The 23,538-nt window shown below is 59.8% G+C and carries 24 protein-coding genes and 1 other RNA gene; 12 read left to right on the top strand and 13 right to left on the bottom strand.

The annotated features are described in order from the left end of the window. The first annotated feature begins 211 nt into the window (after positions 1 to 211). The 3 genes from ssrA to ASTEX_RS08685 all read left to right on the top strand — a co-directional run bounded on the left by ssrA (position 212) and on the right by ASTEX_RS08685 (position 3,442). Positions 212 to 566, top strand: a transfer-messenger RNA (tmRNA) gene (ssrA, locus tag ASTEX_RS19675). Between the two features lie 168 nt (positions 567 to 734). Then, positions 735 to 1,250, top strand: a complete 516-nt coding sequence (locus ASTEX_RS08680) for an SspB family protein (RefSeq protein WP_013479243.1) — start codon at positions 735 to 737, stop codon at positions 1,248 to 1,250. 26 nt (positions 1,251 to 1,276) lie between these two features. Next, complete coding sequence (locus ASTEX_RS08685) at positions 1,277 to 3,442, top strand: serine hydrolase domain-containing protein (RefSeq protein ID WP_013479244.1); 2,166 nt, start codon at positions 1,277 to 1,279, stop codon at positions 3,440 to 3,442. A 10-nt stretch (positions 3,443 to 3,452) separates the two neighbouring features. Here ASTEX_RS08685 and ASTEX_RS08690 read toward each other — a convergent pair whose 3' ends face one another. From ASTEX_RS08690 to ASTEX_RS08710, 5 genes are all read right to left on the bottom strand, one after another. Continuing rightward, positions 3,453 to 3,806, bottom strand: a complete 354-nt coding sequence (locus ASTEX_RS08690; RefSeq protein WP_013479245.1) for a RusA family crossover junction endodeoxyribonuclease — start codon at positions 3,804 to 3,806, stop codon at positions 3,453 to 3,455. Beyond that, positions 3,803 to 4,624 carry a peptidylprolyl isomerase gene (locus tag ASTEX_RS08695; RefSeq protein WP_013479246.1) on the bottom strand — a complete coding sequence of 274 codons (822 nt, stop codon included), beginning with the start codon at positions 4,622 to 4,624 and terminating at the stop codon, positions 3,803 to 3,805. The genes ASTEX_RS08690 and ASTEX_RS08695 overlap by 4 nt, the downstream gene beginning before the upstream one ends. Then, positions 4,624 to 6,942 (bottom strand): ATP-dependent helicase, encoded by a 2,319-nt coding sequence (locus ASTEX_RS08700; protein ID WP_013479247.1) that lies wholly within the window; start codon positions 6,940 to 6,942, stop codon positions 4,624 to 4,626. The genes ASTEX_RS08695 and ASTEX_RS08700 overlap by 1 nt, the downstream gene beginning before the upstream one ends. Before the next feature lie 83 nt (positions 6,943 to 7,025). Continuing rightward, positions 7,026 to 7,274, bottom strand: coding sequence for a ribbon-helix-helix domain-containing protein (locus ASTEX_RS08705; protein WP_013479248.1), 249 nt, complete (start codon positions 7,272 to 7,274; stop codon positions 7,026 to 7,028). Positions 7,275 to 7,464: 190 nt separating this feature from the next. Further along, complete coding sequence (locus ASTEX_RS08710) at positions 7,465 to 7,662, bottom strand: DUF4169 family protein (RefSeq protein ID WP_013479249.1); 198 nt, start codon at positions 7,660 to 7,662, stop codon at positions 7,465 to 7,467. Between the two features lie 212 nt (positions 7,663 to 7,874). Here ASTEX_RS08710 and ASTEX_RS08715 point away from each other — a divergent pair, with 212 nt between their 5' ends. From ASTEX_RS08715 to ASTEX_RS19310, 3 genes are all read left to right on the top strand, one after another. Then, positions 7,875 to 8,273, top strand: coding sequence for a YccF domain-containing protein (locus ASTEX_RS08715; protein WP_013479250.1), 399 nt, complete (start codon positions 7,875 to 7,877; stop codon positions 8,271 to 8,273). Positions 8,274 to 8,316: 43 nt separating this feature from the next. Then, positions 8,317 to 9,327 carry an alpha/beta hydrolase gene (locus tag ASTEX_RS08720; RefSeq protein WP_013479251.1) on the top strand — a complete coding sequence of 337 codons (1,011 nt, stop codon included), beginning with the start codon at positions 8,317 to 8,319 and terminating at the stop codon, positions 9,325 to 9,327. A 132-nt stretch (positions 9,328 to 9,459) separates the two neighbouring features. Then, positions 9,460 to 10,413, top strand: a complete 954-nt coding sequence (locus ASTEX_RS19310; RefSeq protein ID WP_013479252.1) for a GIN domain-containing protein — start codon at positions 9,460 to 9,462, stop codon at positions 10,411 to 10,413. A gap of 15 nt (positions 10,414 to 10,428) precedes the next feature. Here the strand turns inward: ASTEX_RS19310 and ASTEX_RS08730 are convergent, their stop codons facing one another. From ASTEX_RS08730 to yidD, 3 genes are all read right to left on the bottom strand, one after another. Next, complete coding sequence (locus ASTEX_RS08730) at positions 10,429 to 11,424, bottom strand: glycosyltransferase family 2 protein (protein ID WP_013479253.1); 996 nt, start codon at positions 11,422 to 11,424, stop codon at positions 10,429 to 10,431. 17 nt (positions 11,425 to 11,441) lie between these two features. Beyond that, entirely contained in the window at positions 11,442 to 13,364 is a 1,923-nt protein-coding gene (gene thrS, locus ASTEX_RS08735; RefSeq protein WP_013479254.1) for a threonine--tRNA ligase, read from the bottom strand. Between the two features lie 77 nt (positions 13,365 to 13,441). Then, positions 13,442 to 13,681 carry a membrane protein insertion efficiency factor YidD gene (gene yidD / locus ASTEX_RS08740; RefSeq protein ID WP_013479255.1) on the bottom strand — a complete coding sequence of 80 codons (240 nt, stop codon included), beginning with the start codon at positions 13,679 to 13,681 and terminating at the stop codon, positions 13,442 to 13,444. A 149-nt stretch (positions 13,682 to 13,830) separates the two neighbouring features. Between yidD and ASTEX_RS08745 the strand changes: the two genes are divergently transcribed. After that, on the top strand, positions 13,831 to 14,529 hold the full coding sequence (locus ASTEX_RS08745) for a hypothetical protein (protein ID WP_013479256.1): 699 nt from the start codon (positions 13,831 to 13,833) through the stop codon (positions 14,527 to 14,529). Between the two features lie 2 nt (positions 14,530 to 14,531). On the opposite strand, the gene ASTEX_RS08750 is transcribed toward ASTEX_RS08745, so the two are convergent. From ASTEX_RS08750 to cysS, 3 genes are read right to left on the bottom strand one after another with little or no spacing between them, the layout of a single operon-like run. Beyond that, on the bottom strand, positions 14,532 to 14,954 hold the full coding sequence (locus ASTEX_RS08750) for an iron-sulfur cluster assembly scaffold protein (RefSeq protein ID WP_013479257.1): 423 nt from the start codon (positions 14,952 to 14,954) through the stop codon (positions 14,532 to 14,534). A gap of 46 nt (positions 14,955 to 15,000) precedes the next feature. Then, positions 15,001 to 15,438 (bottom strand): SRPBCC domain-containing protein, encoded by a 438-nt coding sequence (locus ASTEX_RS08755; RefSeq protein WP_013479258.1) that lies wholly within the window; start codon positions 15,436 to 15,438, stop codon positions 15,001 to 15,003. Positions 15,439 to 15,441: 3 nt separating this feature from the next. Beyond that, positions 15,442 to 16,833 carry a cysteine--tRNA ligase gene (gene cysS / locus ASTEX_RS08760; protein WP_013479259.1) on the bottom strand — a complete coding sequence of 464 codons (1,392 nt, stop codon included), beginning with the start codon at positions 16,831 to 16,833 and terminating at the stop codon, positions 15,442 to 15,444. Between the two features lie 219 nt (positions 16,834 to 17,052). On the opposite strand from cysS, the gene folE reads away from it, so the two are divergent. The 5 genes from folE to ASTEX_RS08785 all read left to right on the top strand — a co-directional run bounded on the left by folE (position 17,053) and on the right by ASTEX_RS08785 (position 21,597). Continuing rightward, a complete protein-coding gene (folE, locus tag ASTEX_RS08765; protein WP_013479260.1) occupies positions 17,053 to 17,721 on the top strand; it encodes a GTP cyclohydrolase I FolE in 669 nt (222 codons plus the stop codon). Between the two features lie 246 nt (positions 17,722 to 17,967). Next, on the top strand, positions 17,968 to 18,405 hold the full coding sequence (locus tag ASTEX_RS08770; RefSeq protein ID WP_013479261.1) for a biopolymer transporter ExbD: 438 nt from the start codon (positions 17,968 to 17,970) through the stop codon (positions 18,403 to 18,405). Between the two features lie 108 nt (positions 18,406 to 18,513). After that, positions 18,514 to 19,518 carry an RluA family pseudouridine synthase gene (locus ASTEX_RS08775; RefSeq protein ID WP_013479262.1) on the top strand — a complete coding sequence of 335 codons (1,005 nt, stop codon included), beginning with the start codon at positions 18,514 to 18,516 and terminating at the stop codon, positions 19,516 to 19,518. 240 nt (positions 19,519 to 19,758) lie between these two features. After that, positions 19,759 to 20,625: an RNA polymerase sigma factor RpoH gene (rpoH, locus tag ASTEX_RS08780; protein WP_041659131.1), complete on the top strand. Its 867-nt coding sequence runs from the start codon at positions 19,759 to 19,761 to the stop codon at positions 20,623 to 20,625. Between the two features lie 108 nt (positions 20,626 to 20,733). Next, the gene (locus tag ASTEX_RS08785) at positions 20,734 to 21,597 is read left to right on the top strand and encodes an MBL fold metallo-hydrolase (protein WP_013479264.1); all 864 of its coding nucleotides are present in this window, start codon (positions 20,734 to 20,736) and stop codon (positions 21,595 to 21,597) included. A gap of 55 nt (positions 21,598 to 21,652) precedes the next feature. On the opposite strand, the gene ASTEX_RS08790 is transcribed toward ASTEX_RS08785, so the two are convergent. Both ASTEX_RS08790 and ASTEX_RS08795 read right to left on the bottom strand, forming a co-directional pair. Continuing rightward, positions 21,653 to 22,567, bottom strand: a complete 915-nt coding sequence (locus ASTEX_RS08790; protein ID WP_013479265.1) for a retroviral-like aspartic protease family protein — start codon at positions 22,565 to 22,567, stop codon at positions 21,653 to 21,655. A gap of 66 nt (positions 22,568 to 22,633) precedes the next feature. Continuing rightward, positions 22,634 to 23,434, bottom strand: a complete 801-nt coding sequence (locus tag ASTEX_RS08795) for a response regulator (RefSeq protein ID WP_013479266.1) — start codon at positions 23,432 to 23,434, stop codon at positions 22,634 to 22,636. Positions 23,435 to 23,538 lie beyond the last annotated feature (104 nt).

Genomic DNA, 23,538 nt, shown 5'->3' on the forward strand with positions numbered 1-23,538 from the left:
TGAAGCTGGCGTGGTTCAAGCGTTTTATTCAGTAAATGGCTGTGCGACGGGGTCGCGGCGGCTGTTACAACCAGGAGCGCCGCAGCTGGAATCGGACCTTTTCGATCTGGCGCGATGGCATGCGCCTAAAGATCACTCCGTTCGAACGCCACACGGCCATCAGCGGCGAAATCAACGGCCCGCAGCCCCTGTAACTAAAAATCCCGCGCGCCCTCTTTCGCCGCGCGGCCGAAACGCCTATATTGAAATTGTTCCTCCGGGGACTATGGGGATAAACGCCCACGTAATAAGCGGACTGGACCCGGGTGCGATTCCCGGCGGCTCCACCATTTCCCTCCGTTTACGGAGTTTACATGGGGCCGATCAGCATCGACAGACGTGTAAAGGTGTAGCCTTCCCTCAGTTTGAGCCTCTGTGATCGGCTCAAAATTATAGTTGCGAACGATAACTTCGCTTCGGATCAAGCTCTTGCTGCGTAATGCGGCGGATCTAATCCACCTAAACTCCTAGGGTTTAAGCTCCCTAGGCGGGGCCCGCTGGACGCCTGGCAACAGAAGTCCAGCACTTCCCGAACATTTCCAGGGCCTGGCAACAGGACTTAGCCACCTACCCTCTCCAAAGCCATCACAAGTCGGGGAAATCTGGCTCCTGCGGGCATTTTGCTGTTTTGTTTCAGCCGCACCGTGTTAAGTCTGGAGCAGACTCATTCCCCCAATGCAGGTGCCCCGCCCGACATGACCGATACGCCGTCCGTCATTGACCACATGGATTATGCGACCCTGACCCAGAACGCGCTGCGCGGTGTGATCCGCGAAGCCCTGATCAAGGCGTCGCATCCGCACGGCCTGCCCGGAGACCACCATTTCTACGTCACCTTCCTGACGCGCGCCGAAGGCGTGACCATCCCTGACGACCTGCTGAAGCGCTATCCGCGTGACATTACAATTGTGCTGCAACACCAGTATCGCGAACTGAAGGTCGATGGTGACCGCATCAGCGTGACCCTCAGCTTTGGCGGCGTGCCCAAGGTGCTGCGCTTCCCACTGTCGGCCATCACCCGCTTCTATGACCCAAGCGTGCAGTTTATCCTCGAATTCGACGTCGAGGAGCCTCTGGAGGCAAATGACGATGAGGGCCTGATCGCGGAGCCCGCCGCGGCAACCGATGAGGGCAAACCGGCCGATCCCGACACGCCGCCCCCCGATACGGGCCCCAAGGTCGTCTCGCTCGATCAGTTTCGCAAAAAATAGCCTCCGCATTCGCAGGGTTTCGCCAAATGCGCCGACCGTCTGCCCGCTTGATAGCCCTGCTCAGCACCGGGTGCCTCGTTCTGGGGCTGAGCCTGCCGGCGATGGCGGCCACGCCGGTGCCGCCTGTTGAAGCCCCCCCCGTCGAAGCCGCGCCGCCGCAGGCAAGCTCTGCCCCGAACCCGATACCGCGACTTGCGCGGGCGGCCCCACGTCGTGCGGCGCCTGTAGCCGAAGTGACCGAACCCTCTCCCGTCAATCGTCCGGTCAGCCCGGAAGACATCGAATCATTTACCGACGCTACCGTCTCGGCCCTGATGCAGCGCGACCATGTGCTGGGGGTCACTGTCGCCGTAGTGCAGGGCGCCACGCCGCTGCTTATCAAGGGCTATGGCTATGACCGTCTGACTCCGCGTCGGCCAGTCGATGCCCGCACCAGCCTGTTCCGCATCGGCTCGATCACCAAGACCTTTACCTGGATCGCCGTACGGCAGGAGATTGAGGCCGGGCGTATCCAGCTCAATGGACCCGTCGCCGCCTATCTTCCCGAAGATATCTTTGCCAAGGACCGGCGGTTCAAGCCCATCCGCATGCGCGACCTGATGGCCCATACAGCGGGGTTTGAGGACACCTCTCTGGGCCACCTCTTCCGGCTAGAAGACGAGCGCATTGAATCGACCGACACCTATTTCCGCCGTCATGCGCCGCAGCGCCTGCGCGAACCGGGCAGCTTTGCGACCTATTCCAACTATGGGGCAGCGTTAGCCGCCCGCGCGGCCGCCCGCACAGCTGAGGCGAAGGATGTGCCCACCCTGATGGAGGCGCGGATTTTTCGGCCGCTGGGTCTCGCCTCGACCACCCTGCGCGAACCCTACGATCCGGCGCTGATCCACCCCAATGCCGCCGCCGAAGGCCTGCCTGCGCCTATGCCGGGGGGCCTTTCTGATCGCCTGTCGCAGGGCTTCATCTGGGATGGGGCCACCTTCCGGGCGCAGCCCTTCGACCACGCCCTGCCCATGGCCGGGGCGCTGGGGGCTTCGACTACGGCTGCGGACATGGCGCGTTATATGTCGCTGCTGCTGGGCAATGGCAGCTTCGACGGCGTGACCCTGTTCGGCCCAGCCTCGGCTCAGGCCTTCCGCTCGCCGCTCTTGACCATGCCCAAGGGCTATAATGGCTGGGCGTCCGGCATGCGTATCGGGGAGACGGCGCATGGGTTGAAGATCTATGGTCACACGGGCGCAACCTTGTGGTTCAACGCCAATATAATTTTGGTGCCCGAACGCAATTTGGGTATCTTCATCGCCGCCAACACCGAAACCGGCGACACGCTGACGCGCGCCTATCCCGAACTACTGATCCAGCACGTGGAAGGTAGCGTGACACCGGCCCCGCGTCAGCCGCCTCAGACTTATGCCGCCGATCGCGCCTATTTTGACTCCTTGCGCGGGGCATATGTTTCGACGCGGCGTGCCTATGGCGGGCTGGAAGGGGCGGTGACGCGACTGATAAACACAGTGGAAGTCGATGCCGATGCACAGGGCCGCCTGATCGTCTCCGCGCCCGACGGATCCTCGGCCTACGTCGCGGCGGCCGCGCGTGGCTTCTTCATCCCGCAGGAGGCGAACCCGCTGGGGCCACAGATTGGCAGTGACGGCCTGCATTTCCTGTTTAGACCGGAGGGCGGCCGCGCCACCGCCTTTGAAACCAGCGCCAATATGGCGCGTTATGAGCGCGTCGGCTGGGCACACCGACCTTCGACTTTATATAATCTGACGGCGCTCATGCTGGGTTCGTGTGTTCTCGTGCTGATGGGGCTCAGCCGCGTGGGTCAGCGCGATCACCCAACCGAGGCGCAGGTCGCCGCGACATGGATTTCCTACGCTACTGCGGCCGTGTGGATACTCGCCATCGCCCTGTTCAACACCTGGCGTCAAGGCCTGAGCGGCGATCCCAGCGCCTTGTTCACCCATTGGCCCAGCGGTCAGTTGCAGATGGCGTCGTGGCTGGCGGTTCTGGCCTCTTTGGCCACCCTGTTTCAGCTCGGCAGCCTCTACCGCGTCTATGAAGAGGCCCATTATCACGCCGACGGCTGGGCTATGTGGCAAAAAGCGGCGCATACGGCGCTCAATATCGGCTGGCTGTGCTATGCTATCCTGCTTATGAGTTGGGGAGCACTCACGCCGTGGGGCTAAACCCGCCCCCCTACGGCTTTAGTGCATAGACGCGGATATGGATTTGCTCGCGCTCGCCTTCGAAGCGTTCGACCAGCAGCCGCGCCACCTGACTGTCGTCGTGGAAGACAAACCCCTTGATGGCATCAAGCAGCGCCTTAGCGAGGTTATCAAGGTCCATCCACGGCGGATCACCAACGTGCTCCATGCGGATTTCCACCGCGTAGTCGCCCCAGGCCGGCCGCGCCCCCCGCCACTCCTTACGGAAAAACTCATAGACCAGCGGCTTGTAATATTTGGCCTGTGTGGTCAGCCCGTCAATGAAGAGTTCGATCCCCTCATCGGTTTCGCGCGCCCGCACCTTGCCGAAGGTGGTCCATGTCACGGCACAGTCCTCACCGGCACCGTAATATCGCAGACTGAAAAATCTGCACCTTTTTCAGCCCGTTTCGCCTTGACCAGCGCCGCAAAGGCCGCGCCGGTGATGTTCATGATCTCCAATTTCGGACGCTCAGCCGCGGGCATATCGGCCAGCAACCGCACATGATTCATCGCGTCGGGTTGAGCCGAGGGTTCGCCCACCTTCAGGGCCGCCAGAGCATCGAAGCCCGACACGACCCGGCCCACGACCGTATAGTCGCGGTCAAGTCGCGTGACCGTATCACGCATCAGATAAAGCTCGCTATTGGCCGAGTCAGTGGCTTCGCCTCGCCCCATGCCCAGCACGCCACGGCAGTGCGTCCCCCAGGCTCGCACAGCAAGGCTCCCATCGCTGGCGGGCGGTATATGCCGGTCGGTCATCGCCACATAGGGCACGGCACCCATAAAGCCGGTCGTTGCCCCGTCCGGTTGCGCCACCACTGTGTGCGGCACCGAGTCGCTCAGCCTGAACACTGCCTCCAACGGTAGGTCCGGCAGGGCGCTGCGACCACCGTCCTTGTTGTCAGGATTGCCGGTCTGAGCCACAAAATGATCGATCACGCGATGAAACAGCAGGCCGTTATAAAACCCCTGCCGCGTCAACTGTTTGATGCGCGCCACACCCTGCGGCGCCATTTGCGGGCTAAGGGCGATGATCACCCGCCCCTGCGTCGTCTCCAGGATCAGCGTATTGTCGGCATCAAGCGGCGTCCAGTCCTGCGCGACCGCTGTCGTCGCCAGCAACGCCAATACCGCAATGACTCCCGCCCCCCAAGCTTTCATCACGCCTTCTCCACGAAGCTGTCGATGACCTTCTTCTCACCCGAGATGTCGAAATTGACCACCAGCTTGTTGCCCTCGGTTTCGACCACATGGCCATAGCCGAACTTGCTGTGGAAGACGCGGGCGCCAACAGTAAGGCCCTTGGAGGGTTGCGGCTTGGCGACAGGTTGGCGGTGCGGTTGCGGTTTTTTCTCGAGCCGACTCATATCGACGCCGGACAGTCGCTCGCTGAAGCGGCCCTCGGCTTTCGCTTCGCTCTTCGTGTGGTTAGGCTGATAACCCGCACGGTCCCAGCGGCTTTCTTGCGACTGCCAGCCGGCCTGATTATAGCCGGTCTGCGATGTCGCCTCGACGTGGTCGATGGGCATTTCGTCGATAAAACGCGACGGAATCTGGCTGGTCCAGCGGCCAAAAACCTGGCGATTGGCGACAAAACTGACCCGAGCAATCTCACGCGCCCGCGTCAGCCCGACATAGGCCAGCCTCCGCTCCTCTTCCAGCCCTTTCAGGCCGTTTTCGTCCATCGAACGCTGCGACGGAAAAACGCCCTCTTCCCAACCCGGCAGGAAGACCACCGGGAACTCCAGCCCCTTGGCGGCGTGCAGGGTCGAGATACGCACGCTGTTTTCGCCATTGTCACGCTCCAGATCCATGACCAGCGACACATGCTCCAGATAGGCTTCGAGATTTTCGAAGTCCTGCATGGCGTTCATCATTTCCTTGAGGTTGTCGATGCGCGTCCCGCCCGACGTCTTGTCAGCGCGCTGCATGTCGTAATAACCGCTTTCAGTAAGTACCATATCCAGCAGGGCGTCGTGCGATGTGCTTTTCAGCGCCGCAACCCAGCGGTCGTAATCGCGCAGGAAGCCGATCAGCGGCGTTTTGGCCCGCGCAGGCAGTTCATCGGTCTGCACCAGATCGCGCACCGCGGCCATAACGCTTTGCCCGGCCAGCCGCGCCTGCATCAACAGCTTCTGCACCGTGGCGTCACCTATGCCGCGCTTGGGCACATTGACAATGCGCTCAAAGGCCAGATCATCGTCTTCCGACTGGATCAGGCGCAGATAGGCGATGGCGTCGCGGATTTCCGCCCGCTCAAAGAAGCGCGGGCCGCCCACCACGACATAGGGAATTTGCAGCATCAAAAAGCGTTCTTCAAAAGCTCGCATTTGGAACGAGGCGCGTACCAGAACAGCCATGTCCGAATAGGCACGGCCCTCCCTTTTTAGGCGCTCGATATCCTCAGCGACGCCCTGCGCCTCCGCGGCACCGTCCCACAGGCCCTGCACACGTACCTTTTCGCCCCCCTGCTGATCGGTGAACAGGGTCTTGCCCAGACGCGCGCTATTGGCGCGGATCAGGCCCGACGCAGCCGACAGGATATGCTGGGTCGAGCGGTAGTTGCGCTCCAGCCGGATCACCTTGGCGCCCGGATAGTCGCGTTCGAACTTGAGGATGTTATCGACCTCAGCCCCGCGCCAGCCGTATATAGACTGATCATCATCCCCCACGCAGCAGAGGTTACGATTGGCATTGGTGAGAATTCGCAGCCACAGATACTGCGCGATATTGGTGTCCTGATACTCGTCCACCAGCACGTACTTGAAGCGGCGGTGATAGTGTTCGAGGATGTCCGTATGCTCGCTGAAGATTTTCAGCGTGTGCAGCAAAAGGTCGCCAAAATCGCAGGCGTTCAATACCCGCAGGCGTTCCTGATATTCGGCGTAGAGTTCCGGCCCCTTGTTGAAGGCGAACTGTGCGCCTTCGTCGGCGGACATCTTCGCCACCTTGTCCGGCGTCAGCCCTTTGTTTTTCCATTGGTCAACAAAATGAGCCATCAGCTTGGGCGGGAACCGCTTTGTGTCGATGCGCCGCGCCTCCATGATCTGCTTGAGAAGGCGGGTCTGATCGTCGTCGTCAATGATGTTGAAGCTCGACTTCAGCCCCACCAGCTCGGCATGACGGCGCAGCATCTGCGCAGCAATCGAGTGGAAGGTGCCGAGATTAGACAAACCTTCCGCCGATGGCCCCACCAGCCGCGTCGTGCGCTCGCGCATCTCGCGTGCCGCCTTGTTAGTGAAGGTAACGCATAGGATTTCCCACGGCCTGGCCAGCCCCTGCGCCAGTATGTGAGCGATGCGCGTGGTCAAAACGCGCGTCTTGCCCGTACCTGCTCCGGCCAGAACGAGCACCGGCCCCTCGGTCGAACGCACGGCGTCGGCCTGTTCAGGATTGAGACCTTTGAAAAAATCGCTGCTGAAGGAGGCCCCGTTGACCGAGGCCCGCTGACTGATAGGGATGGAAACGTCTTCGTTCATGCCGCCCAGTCTAGCCCGTTCGCCGGACGGAACCAAACGGAAACATCACACTTCAAAGCTTATGCACAGCCCCGCCCCGCCCCTCAGACGCCCTCCGGCTTGCGTTTCTTGCTGCCGCCTGCCTTCTGCTGCACGAAGGCTAGGGCCGACAGACGGCAGAAGGAGGCGAGCAGGCTTTCGCCGCGCTTCGTATCCAGCTCGGCGATCAGCGCCGCCAGACTGATTCGGCGCTCTTTGGCCATCGTCTCCAGCACCACCCAGAACTCCGGCTCCAACGCAACAGAAGTCGCGTGTCCGGCAAGATTAACCGATCTCTTTCTTAAACCCGGCATAGTGTCCCTCCTGTCCAGGCAACGCTTTGCAGCATCAACACGCCCCCGGCGACGCTGCACTCTTTGTGAATTCAATGGACGACATCGGTATAAACCCAACAATTCTGGTTTATTATTGTGGTAATATTAAACCGCTACATCCTTGGTCGTGAAAATACCATGTAAACTCTTGTCATCTTACATAAAAACGTCAACTGTTTTCGGAATTATCCACATCCTTACGTTTCTGTCCGTCAAACAGCCGCAGGCGACGCGCCTCGTCCTCACGCGCCGCACGGCGCACATGACCGGGCAGCCCGAAAGTGACCCGGTTCTGAGCGGCCTGCGCCTTGTCGCGCTCGCGCTGCCGCGTCTTGCGTGCCTTGTTCAGATTGATCACGTCACTCATGAATTTAACTCAGGTCTTACTCTGGACCGCAAACTCCAGACCGATGCATTTTTTAAACGCAGCGTCAACAATCGTTCATTATACAACGCTGTCGTTGCAAATAAAAGAAAATTAAGCTGCGCTCGAAACTAAAGCCTTTATGATTTTCATCAAAACACCGTTACGCCAAAAGCGCAACCCGTCGTTTTATTCTCATTTTCCGGAAACAACGCATGACCCTCATTCTCAACATTCTGTGGTTCATCTTCGGTGGCTTTGCAGCCGGTCTAGCCTGGTGTCTGGGCGGCTGCGTGCTGGCAATCACCATTGTAGGCCTGCCATGGGCCGGGGCGGCCTTTCGCATCGCTGGTTTCAGCTTTTTTCCGTTTGGAAAGGCTATTGCCGACCGGGACCTCACGACCGGTCAGAGCGATCTGGGTACGGGGGGCATGGGCGCGCTTATGAACATTGTGTGGATTCTTCTGGGCGGCTGGTACATCGCGCTAGGTCATCTGGTTCTGGCGCTGGCTCAGGCGATAACCATCATCGGCATCCCGTTTGCCCTCAAAAATGTGCAACTGGCGTGGCTGGCGCTGGCCCCCGTCGGCAAGATCGTCATTGAAAAGCCCTGATCCCCTCCTTTAGATACTCCGATAACCTGTTCCGGAGAGTCAGATGGATTTGGATCGACGCACCCTGATGACCAGCGGGCTGGGCTTCGGAATGGCCGCCACCTCCGGTGCCCTTGCCCAAGCGCCCGGCGTCGGCACAGAACTTAAGGACCTGCGCGGCACAACCCTGCCGCCAGAAACGACCGAATATGTCGATCTGTGGCCGACGGGTCCGGCGGGTTTGCTCAAGAGCGAACTCAGCGAAGTCGTCAAAACCGCCCCCACGCCGCCCCCACGCCGGCTGGTCAACGGCGTTATCCGCCCGCGTCTGGCCGTCTATCGGCCACAAAAGCCGAACGGCGGCGCGCTGCTGGTCATTCCGGGCGGCGGCTACACCTATATCTCAGTCGATAACGAAGGCCACAATGTCGGGCGCGTATTTTCGGCGCAGGGCCTGACCGTCTTTGTCCTTTACTATCGCCTGCCAGCCGAAGGCTGGGCGCAAGCGTCGGATGTGCCCTTGATGGACGCCCAGCGTGCCATGCGCCTGATCAAGGCGCGCGCCAAAGACTTTCAGATCGATCCGGCTCGCGTCGGTGTGATGGGGTTCAGCGCCGGGGGGCACCTATGCGCTTCACTGGCTACCGGCTATGGCGCACCCGTCTACGGGGCTGTCGATGCGATAGACGCGCAGGATGCCCGCCCCTACCTGTGCGCGCCGATCTATGCGGTTATCTCGATGAAGCCCGGCCTGACCCACGCGGGGTCACGCAGCAACCTCGTTGGGGCAAATGCCAGCGAGGAGATCACCGCCCGCTATTCGACGGAAAACCACGTCACACCGCAGACACCCCCGGCCTTTCTGCTGCACGCCGAGGACGACGGAGCCGTGCCGGTAGAAAACACCCTGGCCTTTCGCGCGGCGCTTAAAGCGGCTGGGGTCAATGTCGAAACTCACCTTTACCCGAAGGGCGGGCATGGCTTCGGCATCCTGTCGCCCGCTGTGCCATGGAGCGATTTGTTCCTGCATTTTGCGCGGCAACAGGGCCTGTATAGCCAGACAAATGCCTTGTAAAACATTCGAAACTTACCCCCAGGTCAACTGTAACCTTGTTAAATACTTTTCATGACTCAGGTTTAATTTGACCCGGATCGCCCGTTGCGAGATGTGTGTTGAGGCAGGGTCCGGCTTATCGGACCTCTGCAGATGTTGGAAACCCTGTTGATGCGCGTACTGGCCTGCACATCCCTGACCCTGCTGCTGCCTCTGGCCTATCCTGAGATGGCGCTGGCCGCTGAAAACCGAATCGAGCTGCAAAATCTGGCCGCCCGCGTGGTAGTGGTGACGCAGGCGCGTCAGGACATCGATGTGCGCGTGAAGGCCGGCCCCCGCAACATGCCTCAGATTACGCTGCGCCGTCAGGGTGACCGCGTCATCGTCAACGGCAATGTCAGTGGTCGGGATCAGTCGTGCGGTAGTGGCGGCGCAAGCCTGTTCGCATTCAATATCGGCGACCGCGGCGTCACCACGGTGAAGGTGGCCGGAATGGGGCAACTTAACCTGTCTGACCTACCGACCGTCTATGTCTATGGTCCGCAGGATATGGAGATCGTCAGCAAGGGCGCGGTCTATGGCAATGTATCTGAGGCCGGCAGCCTGAAACTCAGCGTGCAAGGTTGCGGTGACTGGAACGTCGGTCCCGTCCGCGGCGCACTGACCCTGATCAATAGCGGCTCAGGCGACACCCATGCCGCCAGTGGCGGCGACAGCGAAGTCGTTAGTACTGGGTCCGGCGATGTGCATATCGGCGGCGTGCGTTCGCTCAAACTGTCGCAGTCCGGTTCCGGCGATGTCAGCGTCGGCTCGGTCAGCGGCACCTTGTCGGCGGCTAGCGCCGGGTCGGGCGATATCAGCATCGGTGCGGTTAGCGGCCCAGTCGAAATCAGTATGGCCGGGTCCGGTGACGTGGTAGTGGCCAAGGGCCGCAGCCCGACGCTTAAAATCGCCGTGATGGGGTCAGGCGACGTGCATTTTGGTGGCGAAGCGAAGATGGTTGAAGCCGCCGTGGTCGGCTCGGGCGACGTTTTTGTCGCGCGCGCCACCGGTACGGTTCAAAAGAAAGTGCTCGGGTCAGGCGACATCAATATCGGCGGTCAGTAATCAACCCGCTGCGAATCAGCTGAAATCGTCCGCATCGCGAAGACGCCGCCGCAGGACGGCACGCAAAACCGAGATGCCCACAATCAAAGGCGCCAATGCCAGAACATAGGCCTTGCGCCACAGGCTGTCGGCGCGCTTGCGGAAATAATAGACGAGCCCCAGCCCCTTGTTCATCTCGACAAATACCGGGTCCACGCGCGACGTATGGCCTTCGTGGATGACCTCGGCAGTCGGATGGAACAGCACCGCGCCGCCCTTTTTTCGGATGCGCCAGCACAGGTCCACGTCTTCGACGTGCAGGAAGAAGCGCGTGTCAAAGCCACCGACTGACAGGAAGTCGGCGCGCGAAATGCAGAAGCAGGCCCCTGACACCGCCGCCACCGGTGCCGGGCTTTCCGGCAGGGGCTCATGCTCACGGTGAATTTCGTAGGCGCAGAGGAAGGGTAAGTATTTCGACAGGCGCATCAATGAGACCAGAGTCGTCACAGGCGTGACTTCTCCGCGCCGTGACCCACGTTGTTCAGTGCCGTCTGGATTAAGGACACGGGCCCCGACCAAGCACGGGCGGGGTGTCTTGAGTGCCGTATCGACCAGCGCCTCGACCGCGCCATCGCACAGTATGGCATCGGGATTGAGAAAAACGACCCACGGCTGCGTGGCCAGTTGGGCCCCCATATTGGCCGCGCGGGCAAATCCAATATTGCCGTGCCCCTGCACTAGCAGGACCCGCTCATAGGCGTCGTCGATCTCACGCAGCAACTCAATGGTTCGCTCAGACGAGCCGTTGTCGATCAGGATCAGTTGCTTCACCGCCGTCTCGGCCAGAACCCGTTCGATCGAGTCGAACAGGATACGGCCGGAGTGATAGGCGATGATGACGACCGTTACACCGCGCGTGTCCCGAGTGGGCAGGACGATGTCTGTGCCAGGGACCAGACTTTCGGCCTCACCCGCCGCCAGCCTTTGGGCCTTGAGCAGATCTCGGATCGTGGGCGGGAGGGTACGTTTCATACGGCGGCTTTAAAAACTTATTTCAAATCAGGCGGCAGGCTTTCGGTACGCAACTGTTCAGCGGCACTATCGACCGACAAAACGGTCTGCCCTTCCTGACCCAAATAACGCAGGGCCACTTCACCGGTTTCGGCTTCTTTGCGGCCGACCACTGCGATCACCGGCACCTTGGCCAGCGAATGCTCGCGGATTTTATAGTTAATCTTCTCATTGCGAAGGTCCGTGTCAACCCTGAGTCCAACTGAACGCAATTTTGACGCAACCTGTTGCGCGTAATCATTAGCATCAGACGTAATCGGCGCAACTACCACTTGTATGGGAGCCAGCCATAGCGGGAACTTGCCCCCGTAATTTTCGATAATTATGCCGATAAAGCGCTCGAAAGATCCCAGAATCGCGCGGTGTAGCATCACCGGACGCTGACGCGACCCGTCTTCGGCGACGTATTCAGCCCCCAGACGCTCCGGCAGCACGTAGTCGAGCTGGATCGTGCCGCAGGTCCAGGTGCGGCCGATGGCGTCGCGCACAATAAAGTCGAGCTTCGGCGCATAAAAGGCCCCGTCGCCTTCGGCAATGACAGGCTCCACACCCGCGGCGCGAGCGGCCTCGGCCATCTGCGCCTCAGCCTTGTCCCAAAATTCGTCAGACCCGGCGCGCACCTCCGGACGGGTGGCCAGCGCGATATGTTCGGCCTGCATCCCTAGATCGGCGTGCACCTGACGGCAAAGGGTGATGAACTTTGTAGTTTCCTCGACGATCTGGTCTTCGCGGCAGAAGATATGCGCGTCGTCCTGCGTGAATCCGCGCACGCGCATCAGGCCGTGCAGCGAGCCCGACGGCTCATAACGGTGGCAGGCCCCGAATTCAGCCATGCGGATCGGTAGTTCCTTATAGGAACGTAGACCCACCTTGAAGATCTGCACGTGGCCGGGGCAGTTCATCGGTTTCAGGCTGAGGGTTTCACCTTCGACTGTCTCACAGACGAACATGTTGGGGCGGTACTTGTCCCAGTGCCCCGACTTTTCCCAGAAGGTGCGGTCGAGCACCTGCGGCGTCTTAACTTCAACATAGCCCGCGGCATCGAGACGCCGGCGCATGTAGGCCTCCAACGTCCGCCACAGCGTCCAGCCGTGCGGGTGCCAAAATACCATCCCGCGCCCCTCTTCCTGCATGTGGAAGAGGTTCATCTGACGGCCCAGCTTGCGGTGGTCGCGCTTTTCGGCCTCTTCGAGGCGCGTGATGTAGGCCTGAAGGTCCTCTTCGGACGTCCAGGCCGTACCATAGATTCGCTGTAGCTGCGCATTATTGTGGTCGCCGCGCCAATAGGCTCCGGCGAGCTTGGTAAGCTTGAAGGCCTTGCCGATAAATTTCGATGACGGGAAGTGCGGACCGCGGCACAGGTCCTTCCAGCTGTCGCCGTGGCGATAGACAGTGATAGTCTCCGTGCCGGGCAGGTCGCGGATGATTTCGGCCTTATAATGTTCGCCGATCTCTTCAAAATGCTGGATGGCCGCATCGCGCTCCCACACTTCGCGCACGATCTTATCGTCGCGGTCAACCAACTCCTTCATCTTCTTTTCGATCTTGGGGAGGTCGTCGAGGCTGAATGGCTCATCGCGCGCAAAGTCGTAGTAGAAGCCGTCTTCGATGGCCGGGCCGATGGTGACCTGCGTGCCGGGGAACAGCTCCTGTACCGCCTGCGCCAAAAGGTGAGCGGTATCGTGGCGGATAACCTCCAGCAGGGCCGGGTCTTCGCGTGTCAGGATTTCGATGGCGGCGCTGCTCTCGATGGGGCGGTCGAGATCGTAAAGGTCTCCGTTGAGGCGGAGCATCGCCGCCTTTTTGGCGAGAGACTTCGACAGACCCTCCGCTATGCTGCGTCCGGTTACGCCTGACTCATAGGAACGAACGGCGCCGTCGGGAAAGGTTAGGTCAATCATGTCTTCTCTCACTCTGTGTCCAGTCCATACGACAGACCAGGACGGTTAAGCCGCGCCCCTACGACAGGCGACGGCAGTCAGTTTTTATCGTCTTTTAGCGGCACCGGATCGTACCCGTGGCCCCCGCCAGGACGGCACCGGCAGATACGCTTAAATCCCAACCATGACCCTTTTATAGGGCCATGCACGATCAGGGCTTCGGCGGTAAATTCCGAACAGGTCGGCGCAAAGCGGCAGCCCTGCCCAATCAGGGGCGAAAGGCTGAGCTTGTAGGCCCTGAGCCCCATTCTCACGGCCTTGGCATAGAGACGCCCCATGCGGCAATACCTTTTTGGCGAAAAGTATCAACTGTTTCCGATATTTTGCTCTGAATAGCAATGGCGACTGCAACGCCATCACACAACAATCACTTGACGATCACGAATTCGTGATAAATCTTCGCTCCACTCTAAGAGGAGATGCGGGGATGAAAACACTACTGCCATTGCTGGCTGTAATCCTTGGGTTGGGACTGGGCGCGTGCACCAAACCTGGAGAGGAGGCGGCCGTGTCGATGGGCGACGCCGTAGTCGGTCCGGACATGGACAAAACAGGCCCTTTCGAAAATTTCGAACGCCTGACCCTTGCCGCAGTGCCAACTGAAGACACGCCTCCCGATTCCAAACTCATGCGTATAGAAGTGAAAAAGGGCTCAGGCGAGGACATTGCTACCCTTTACAACCTTCTATCCGATCATAAGCCTTATCTCGCAGGCGTGACCTACCATCCCTTCACGCCCGTTGTCGCCGAAACCAATGCAGATCGAAAAGACTACTGGATCGTTGGTCTGAACCTTTCGCGCACCCCCGACCGGTCGGTCTATTCAATCCTGCGTTTTCCGCATGGCTCGGCCTTTACGCGAGGGCAAACCGTGCAGGTCGAATACCTGAATTTGGGCTGTTTCGATTTGTCGATAGCGCGCACGCCCGTATCCGCTTACGATCCAGCAAACGCTGAACCGACCTTCGAACCGGAATTTGCGGCGGAAGCTGATCAATGCGAATTCAACAGCCTGACCGAGGCCTACGCGGTCACGCCCTTGGTGCTGCGCAAGTACGATCAAATAAAGCACTTTCCGGACGCGCCTAAGCCTAACTGGCTCCCGCTGACTGTGACGGTTGAGTGATCTCAGCCCGCCCTTCCCGCCGCCTCAACGGTGGCCTCTAGCGCCAGTAGGGTAGAGGCGTGGCGTGCCGGAAAGTCCTTCACCGATTGGAGGATGGCGAAATCGGCAAAGCGCTCAGGATAGTCAAACGCGCCGCCTTTGAGCATGGCCTTCATCGCATCGCGCGCGGCGATGACCTCGACGACCGGTGCCTCGATGACGCTTTGGCTCAATATGGCGGCGGCGGCCTGACCCAGGGCGCAGGCTTCGACCTCCTGCGCAAAGTCGGTGATCACGCCGTCCGCGAGTTTGACCTCTACATGGATGGTCGAACCGCACAGCTTGGCGGTGCGGTCAGCCGCTCCATCCGGGGCCTTCAGTCGCCCGACGTGGTCGAGCTGAGCTGTGCGGCGCAGAATTTCACGGGAATAAAGCTCGTCGATCATTTTGCCAACCTCCCTCTCCCCCACTGCACAGAGGAGAGATAAGACTTTATATCGTCCCTTCGGCTTTCGCCTTCAAGGCTTCGGCGAATTTGGCAAAGCCTTCGCGCAGATATGAGCGGTATTTCTTCCCCTCACGCTCTGACAGGAAACCCGAAAACTGCGCCCCAATGGCGAAGTCGCACGCCGTGTCAGACAAAATGTTCAGTTCATAGAAGCGGATCAACGAGCCTTCGTAAAACTTCTTCGGCACGCCAATATGGATGTGCGACAGCGGCGACCAGTCCGACACGAACCCATGGATTTCCCAGTCCCCCAGCCCTTCATAATGCTCCATGAAGCGCACAGGTGCGCCAAAACCAAGCTTACCTTTAGCTTCCTTATGGATGGGCGACCACTCCACCCAGCCTTCGATATCCTGAAGAATTTCATAGACCGTATCGACTGGGGTCTGGATGCCGATACGTTTTTCCACCTTTATCGCCATGTTTTAAGCCTTCAGTTTCCAGGTGGCCCCTTCCGGGCCGTCCATGACCTCTACGTTCAGCGCGGTCAGTTCGTTGCGGATACGATCAGCTTCGGCCCAGTTTTTTTCGGCCCGCGCGGTTTTGCGCGCTATTAAAAGGGTCTCGACCTTCGCCGACAGGTCGTCATCGGCCCCGCCCTTGAACCAGCTTTCGGCCTCCTGTTGCAGTATACCCATCAGCGCACCCGCCGCGAGTAGCTGCGCTTTGGCCAGCGGCTTCTCTGACTGGGAAGCCTTTTCCAACGCACTTGCCAGTGCCGACAGTTCAGCCAGCACGCGCGGCGTGGAAAGATCATCACATAGGGCATCGATCACTGCTTCCGGAACCGCCGTTTCGACCACGGGCACGTTAGCGGCCTTGCGCAGGGCCTCGTAAAGCCCGTCTAGACGCTTGCGCGTCTGCACCAGCAGATCACTATTCCAGTCCAGTGGCGCTCGGTAGTGGGCCGACAACAGAGCCAGGCGTATCACCTCGCCCGGGAATTCCTTGATCAGGTCGTGCACCAGCAACACATTGCCAAGCGACTTGGACATCTTTTCGGCATCCATGGTCAGGAAGCCGTTGTGCATCCAGTAGCGGGCGTAGCTCTCTTCTTGATGGCTATGGCCGTGTTGCGCGCAAACGCCCTGCGCAATCTCGTTTTCGTGGTGCGGGAAGATCAGGTCGTGCCCGCCGCCGTGAATGTCAATAGGCAGGCCCAGATTGGCCTCGATCATGGCCGAGCACTCGATATGCCAGCCCGGACGTCCCTCGCCCCACGGCGACGGCCATTTCGGCTCACCAGGCTTGGACGGCTTCCACAGCACAAAGTCCTGTGGGTTCTTCTTATAGGGCGCCACCTCGACGCGTGCCCCAGCGATCATGTCGTCCAGCGAGCGGTTGGAAAGCGCCCCGTAAGCCCTGTAACTTTCGACGTCGAACAGCACATGGCCTTCGGCCGCATAGGCGTGGCCGTTGCGGATTAGAGCGGCAATCTGCGCAACGATGGCGCTCATATTCTGCGTTACGCGCGGCTGGATCGTCGGCTCCAGGGCGTTGAGCGCCCGCATGTCGGCATTATAAATGTCGGCAAATTTCGAAGTGATGACATCAATATCAACCCCTTCGGCCATGGCCTTCTGGTTGATCTTGTCATCGACATCAGTGATGTTACGGGCGTAGATGACCGCCTCTTCGCCGTAGATATAACGCAGCAGACGGAAGAGAACGTCGAAAACAACGACTGGGCGCGCATTGCCGATATGGGCGTAGTTATAAACCGTCGGTCCACAAACATACATCGTCACGCGCTGTGGGTTTTTCGGCACAAAGTCCACCTTGTGGCGTTTGAGCGTGTCGCTGAGTCGCAGTTTCATGACGATTTCTGTTGAACTCCGTGAAGTTTGCCCCATATAGACGCGGCAAGGGTTGGCTTCCAAGCGATTATATCGCTGGCAATCCAATTCCTGCGCAGGATCGTAAACCGCCTGCAAACTTTCAAGGGGTCTTATGTTAGTGACCCCGGCAGAGGGATGCCACGCGTCATTCCGGGACCGTCGTCCCGGCGCCACTCGGCCCTCCGGAGATATAAAAGTATGGACAGCCTCGACCCGAATTCCCGCCCGCACAGCGAAGACCCGCTGACTCAAGCACTCGCTCAAACGCGTAGCAAGGGCTTTAGCGAAATCCTCAATGTCGAGCGTCCGTCGAAGGAAGAGGCTATGGCCGCCGTGCGCACGCTTCTGGCTTGGGCCGGCGACGATCCCACGCGCGAAGGCCTGATCGACACGCCCAAGCGCGTCGTCGAAGCCTATGACGAGTGGTTCTCCGGCTATCAGGCCGATCCAGCCAAGGAACTGTCGCGCACCTTTGAAGACGTGCAGGGCTATGATGACATGGTCATGTTGCGCCATATCGACGTCGAATCGCACTGCGAACACCACATGGCGTCCTTCCTCGGGAAGGCCTACGTAGCCTACATGCCGACCGCCAAGGTGGTAGGTATCTCCAAGATCGCGCGAGTTGTCGAAATTTTCTCCAAGCGCCTGCAAACGCAGGAAACCCTGACCAAGCAGATCGCCGACGCCATAGAGCAGTCGCTTGCCCCGCTTGGCGTCGCCGTACTGATCGACGCCGAGCATCAATGCATGACGACTCGCGGCGTCCACCACAAGAACGTCACCACGGTCACCACCCGCTTTACCGGCGTGTTCAAGGCCGACCTGGCGCTTCAAGACCGTTTTATGCGCTTCTGTCAGGCCTGATCCGGCGCACACTTCACGCTTTTAACGCCCGGCGGTCATGAGAGCGCCGGGCGTTCGTGTCTCAGGGGAGATGGTCGCAAAAGCGTCATGAAGAAATTGTAATCCCGCGTGAACGAACCCCTTTACATTTGCGCGAGCTTTGTCCTAAATCGGTTTGTGAAATTCGCGCCTGCATTCCGGCGGGCGGTTGTTTAATGCCTCATGCCTCCCGACAGGTGGCTCAGAGGGTCTTACGGGAGTTACATCATGGGCGCTAAGCTCGGTGGCGGCGGCGGTTCTCGCTATAACGTCGAACAGAATTCCGACATCAACGTCACGCCGTTCGTTGACATCATGCTCGTGCTGCTGATCATCTTCATGGTGTCCGCGCCTATGGCCACCGTGTCGATCAAGCTCGACATGCCGCCCCCGATTCCGAGTGATAAGCCCCTCGATAAGCCGAAAGATCCGGTCTTTATTTCGATTCAAGGCACGGATGACATCTATATCGGTGCCAAGAAGACCTCGCTGGCCACCCTGCCGGCTGATTTGGCTGTGGCTCTGGAATCGCCGAACCCCACCGAAGAGCGCGTTCTGGTGCGCGGCGATGCCGACATCGAATATAATGACTTCATGTCGGTGCTGAACACACTTCAGGACAACGGCTACTTCAAGGTCGCTCTGATCAACGAAGACCTGTCGTAAGCGACAACGCCGAAACGATGCCATGACACGCCGGAAGTCCGCTTCCGGCGTGTTTTGCGTTTCCCTCCTCACCCGGCCTCTCCTCCTAAACGAGGAGAGAAGGTTTTCATGACCCCTGACGACGACATAGATGACGATCTGCCGCTGGCCAGCAATGGCGAGACGCACGACCTTGTGCTGACCTCGGACATGGCCGGAGACAGGCTAGACCGCGCGCTGTTGCCGCTGCTGCCCGACCTGTCGCGCGCCCGTCTTCAGGCCCTGATCAGCGACGGGCATCTGAGCCACGACGGACAGACAATCGCCGATGGCAAGCATAAGGCCAGGGCCGGGCTCTACCGCCTGTTCGTCCCTGCCCCCGTCTCGGCGATTCCCGAAGCACAGAACTTGCCGCTGGAGGTGCTGTATGAGGACGCCCACCTGATAGTGGTCAACAAGCCAGCCGGCATGGCCGCCCACCCGGCCCCCGGCACGGCGGATGGGACTCTGGTCAATGCCCTACTGTTTCACTGCGGCGAATCGCTGTCGGGTATCGGCGGCGTCCTGCGCCCCGGCATTGTCCATCGTCTCGACAAGGACACCTCCGGCGTCATGGTGGCGGCCAAGTCCGACGCCGCCCATCGCGGCTTAAGCGAGTTGTTTTCTCGCCACGATATCGACCGCGCCTATGAGGCATTGGTGCGCGGCGCACCGAAAACCGCCTCAGGCACGGTCACCACGCGTATCGGCCGCTCACCCCACGACCGCAAAAAGATGGCCGTTCTTAAAAGCGGCGGGCGCGAAGCCATCTCCCACTACCGCACATTGAACAGCTTCGGCGGTGAGAAACCCGTCGCGGCCCGCGTGCGCTGCACGCTGGAAACCGGACGCACCCATCAAATTCGCGTGCACATGGCCTATCTAGGCTGTCCGTGTCTGGGAGATCCGGTCTATGGTTCCGGTGCGCCGCACAGGGCGGTCGCCGAAGCGCTGAAAACCCTGTCCTTCGCGCGTCAAGCCCTGCACGCCGCGCATCTGGGCTTCGTCCATCCTGTCACGGGCGAGCGTCTCGCCTTTGAAGCCCCCCTGCCGGCGGATATGGCAGACCTTCTGAGCGCTTTGAAATTGCTTTAATTTTAATTTTTGAACCAGTCCGCATAAAATAATTTTTACACCGGGCCTTTTTTTCCCCGCCGGAGCACCTACATGGAAAAGGAAGACAAAAGCCTGTCCTACACGCGCAGCCACCGGCTGTCGTCTCAGGGGGATGCGCCGATGCCGGACACAAATTCAGGATCAAATTCTGGACCCTTCGATGGGTCCGAAGGGGACGCTACCATGAGCACCAGCTCGCTGACCTCGAATGCCCTAAGCATGCCCAATCCGTCTGTGCTGTCGCCGGACGGCGGCCTGAACCGTTATCTGTCGGAAATCCGTAAATTCCCCATGCTGGCCAAGGATGAGGAATTCATGTTGGCCAAGCGCTGGGCCGAACATGCCGACCCCAAAGCGGCGCATAAGCTCGTCACCTCGCACCTGCGGCTGGTGGCCAAGATCGCCATGGGCTATCGCGGCTATGGCCTACCGATCGGTGAAGTGATCTCTGAAGGCAATGTGGGCCTAATGCAGGCGGTCAAGAAGTTCGACCCGGACAAGGGCTTCCGTCTGGCCACCTACGCGATGTGGTGGATCAAGGCCGCCATTCAGGAATACGTCCTGCGCTCGTGGTCGCTGGTCAAAATGGGCACCACCGCCGCGCAGAAAAAGCTATTCTTCAACCTACGTAAGGTGAAGTCGGAAATCAGCGCCCTCGAAGAAGGCGACATGCGCCACGAACAGGTCGCGCAGATCGCTACAAAGTTGGGCGTTTCCGAAGACGACGTGATCAGCATGAACCGCCGCATGTCCTCGCCTGATTCTTCGCTCAATGCGCCGCTGCGCGTCTCTGAGGGCGATTCGGAATGGCAGGACTGGCTGGCCGACGACTCGACCCCGTCTCAGGAAACCGTCCTGGCGGACTCCGAGGAGTACAAGCTGCGTATGAGCCTGCTCGAAGAGGCGATGGGGGAACTGAACGAACGCGAACGCGCCATCCTGACGGCCCGCCGCCTTCAGGAAAACCCGACCACGCTCGAAGACCTGGCCGACCGCTTTGGCGTGTCGCGTGAGCGCGTGCGTCAGATCGAAGTCCGCGCCTTCGAAAAGCTGCAAAAGGCGATGATGGCCTCGGCTCAGGGGTAAAAAAGGTGCGCGTCACGGTGAGCGATCCACGCCCCACAGACGTAATCTAATATGACACGGCGGCCGTCTTACCTGCGGTCGCCGTATTTTTTTATTACGGAGACGCCGATGAAACGACTGATTGCCCTCGTGACCATCTCTACGTTGCTAGCCGGAAGCGCGCTGGCCCAGACGGCCGGCCAAGTCCCGGCTGACGCCACGCCGTACACGCTCGGCGATATTCAGCTCTATAGCCTTCGTGACATGCAGTTCGTCATCCCTAATGACGGCAAGGTGTTCGGCATTGATGCCGGGCCGCAGGCTGTGGCTGAAGTCCTGAAGGCCAACAATGCGCCTACCGACAAGATTACCCTCAGCGTCGATGCCCTGCTGGTGAAAGATGAAGCGCGTCTGATCCTGATCGACACCGGCGTCGGTGGTGTTTTGGGCGACAGTCTGAAAAAAGCCGGCTACGGCCCCGCCGACATCACCGACGTCCTCATCTCTCACCCGCACGGCGACCATATCGGCGGTCTGGTCAAGGAGGGCAAGCCGGCCTTCCCCAATGCCAAAATCCGCATCGCCGAAGCCGACTGGGCGTTTTTGAAAGGACAGGCCAATCAGGCCGCCCTGGTCGCCGCCATCACGCCGCAGGTCGAAACTTTCGCACCGGGGGCCGTCATTACCCCCCACGTCAAGGCGGTGGCCATCGAGGGTCACACGCCCGGCCACAGCGGTTATGAGATCGCGTCGGGCAAGGACAGACTGCTGGCCATCGGTGATGCGGCCCATAGTTCGATCATCTCGCTGGCCAAGCCTGATTGGTCGATCCAGTTCGACACCGACAAGACCGAGGCCAAACAAAGCCGCCGCGCACTTTTGACCGAGCTGGCGAAATCCAACACCCTGATTTTTGCCCCACACTTCCCCTATCCGGGCCTCGGCCATGTGGCGGCCAGTAAAGACGGCTTCGTCTTTGTGCCCGTCAAATAAAAAAAAGTGTTTAGTTCGCAAGCCGATAATTCAACTCCCTTTATCGGCTTGCGCTTTAACGTACCGAGCGGCGCACCAGAAGGCTGCGCCGCGCCGTAAAGGCCAGCACGAACCCACTCAGGAAGGGCGCGCCAACAATACCCTCAGCACGGTCGCCCTCTTCTCCGAAAGCCGCACGGTCGTGCGGGTCCCCCAGCGCGACAAGCAGGCGCGGAACGTCTATGCCGCCGATCTGCAAATCCCTGACCTCGACGTGGCGTACCTTCACCTGCTGGCCATTGACCCCGGTCAGGGCGCTTTCGTTCAGCAGCGGATACTTATCCCATAAGCCGTGTTTGCGCACAAAATCGCCGCGGATATAAAGCGGGCGGCTGGCCCCGGTATCCAGCAAACAATCCAGCTCATGCCCGGCAAAGCGCAGACGAATATGCACCTTGTCCGCACCGCCGGTGATATCGCGCTTGTAAATACTGTCGAGCGGGGCAAAGCCGTTTAGCGGCATATCACCCCCCAGATAGTAGCGAATCTCGCCCCCCGTCTGATCCAGCTGGCAAGGCAGGCGCGTCAGCAGGTCCGCCGACAACAGCCCATCATATTCAGCGGCTTCAAACCCCTTCGAGGCAAACACTTCCCAGTCGTGCAACCCCAGCTGCCCGCCGACGGTGACGTCCGAGACTATGTAGCGCGTCGTATATTCGGTGCCCTTTAGACTGCGGTTGCGCCCCTGCCCGGCGACGGCCAGCCCCAGCTCCGAGGCCAAACTGGCGCGGATGACGGTGTGGCTGGCCCCGGTATCGAGAATGAAGCGATAGGGCCCCTTACCGTTCAGTGTCACCTCTACAATCGGCTTTTTGGAAGCCGACAGGGTGAGCGGTACGCGGATGATCTTGGCCTGCGCGGCAGCACCGCCGGCCCAAAATCCCAGGCCCGCCGCCCCTAAACCCGCGCAAAGATGGCGACGTGTAAGCATGGTCATCCCCCCTTATGGTTTTGGGGAAAGCTAGGCCATACCATGCGCAAAAGCAATCAGGATTGATCAGGCCGCGGTCGACGGGTGACGGTCCTCGATCTTCATAAAGGCCGCCAGGCTGAGGATAGCGGGGCGAATCTGTTTCAGGTCCGGCCATTCTTCGCGCAGCTGGGTCAGGATGGTGCGCACATCGTTGTGGAAGCTTTGGCTGGCGATCGTCTTGCACGCCGGGACCAGCACCTCAAGCTGCGCATACATGGCGCGGCGTGCCTGAAGGGGATCGCTATTATATTGCTCAAAGGCCGCCTTGAGGATGCGCACCGCCTGTTCGACCTGGGCGGTCTTCTGGTCCTTGTTGTCGGCGGCACGTTTGCGCGGGCCGTTATAGTCACCGGAGTTAAACCGACGACGGTCCGGACCGACATAGCCCACAGCCTCGATCCACGGACGCGCCTTGAGTGACACGTGTTCCACGCGCTTTTGCAGGTCGCCCCAGGTAAAAGGCTTGCGCATGAACTCATCGGCCCCCGAATCGCGGATGTCGTTGAGCAGGCTCATAGTGATTTCAGGCGCGATGGTGATGATCGGCGATTTGCGGCACGAGGCGTTGGAGCGGCGCAGCCCTTTGGTAAAGGCGAGCGCATCGCATTCGGGCGCCTGATGCGAACAGACGATCAGCGTGTAGAGAAGCCCGGGGGCCTTATCGAGCGCCTCTTCGTGATCTCGATAGTGGCTGATCTGCTCCGCGCCCAGCATTCGCAGCATGTCCGAGAGCATCCGCGCATAGTTCGGATTCGCCTCAACCAGCAGAACCAGTTTGAGCGTCGCTCTCAGCTTTTGTGCCGTGGCTGGATTTTGACCGTACACGCCTTGCCTCTTGGTGTTTGGACGACACTTTAAGGTAGAGGAGTAAATACCGGATTTACGGCAGCGCAAAAAATGATGCCATCAAAACCTTGGGTTTTCTCATG

The sequence above is a fragment of the Asticcacaulis excentricus CB 48 genome, assembly GCF_000175215.2.
GTDB classification, from domain to species: Bacteria; Pseudomonadota; Alphaproteobacteria; order Caulobacterales; family Caulobacteraceae; genus Asticcacaulis; species Asticcacaulis excentricus.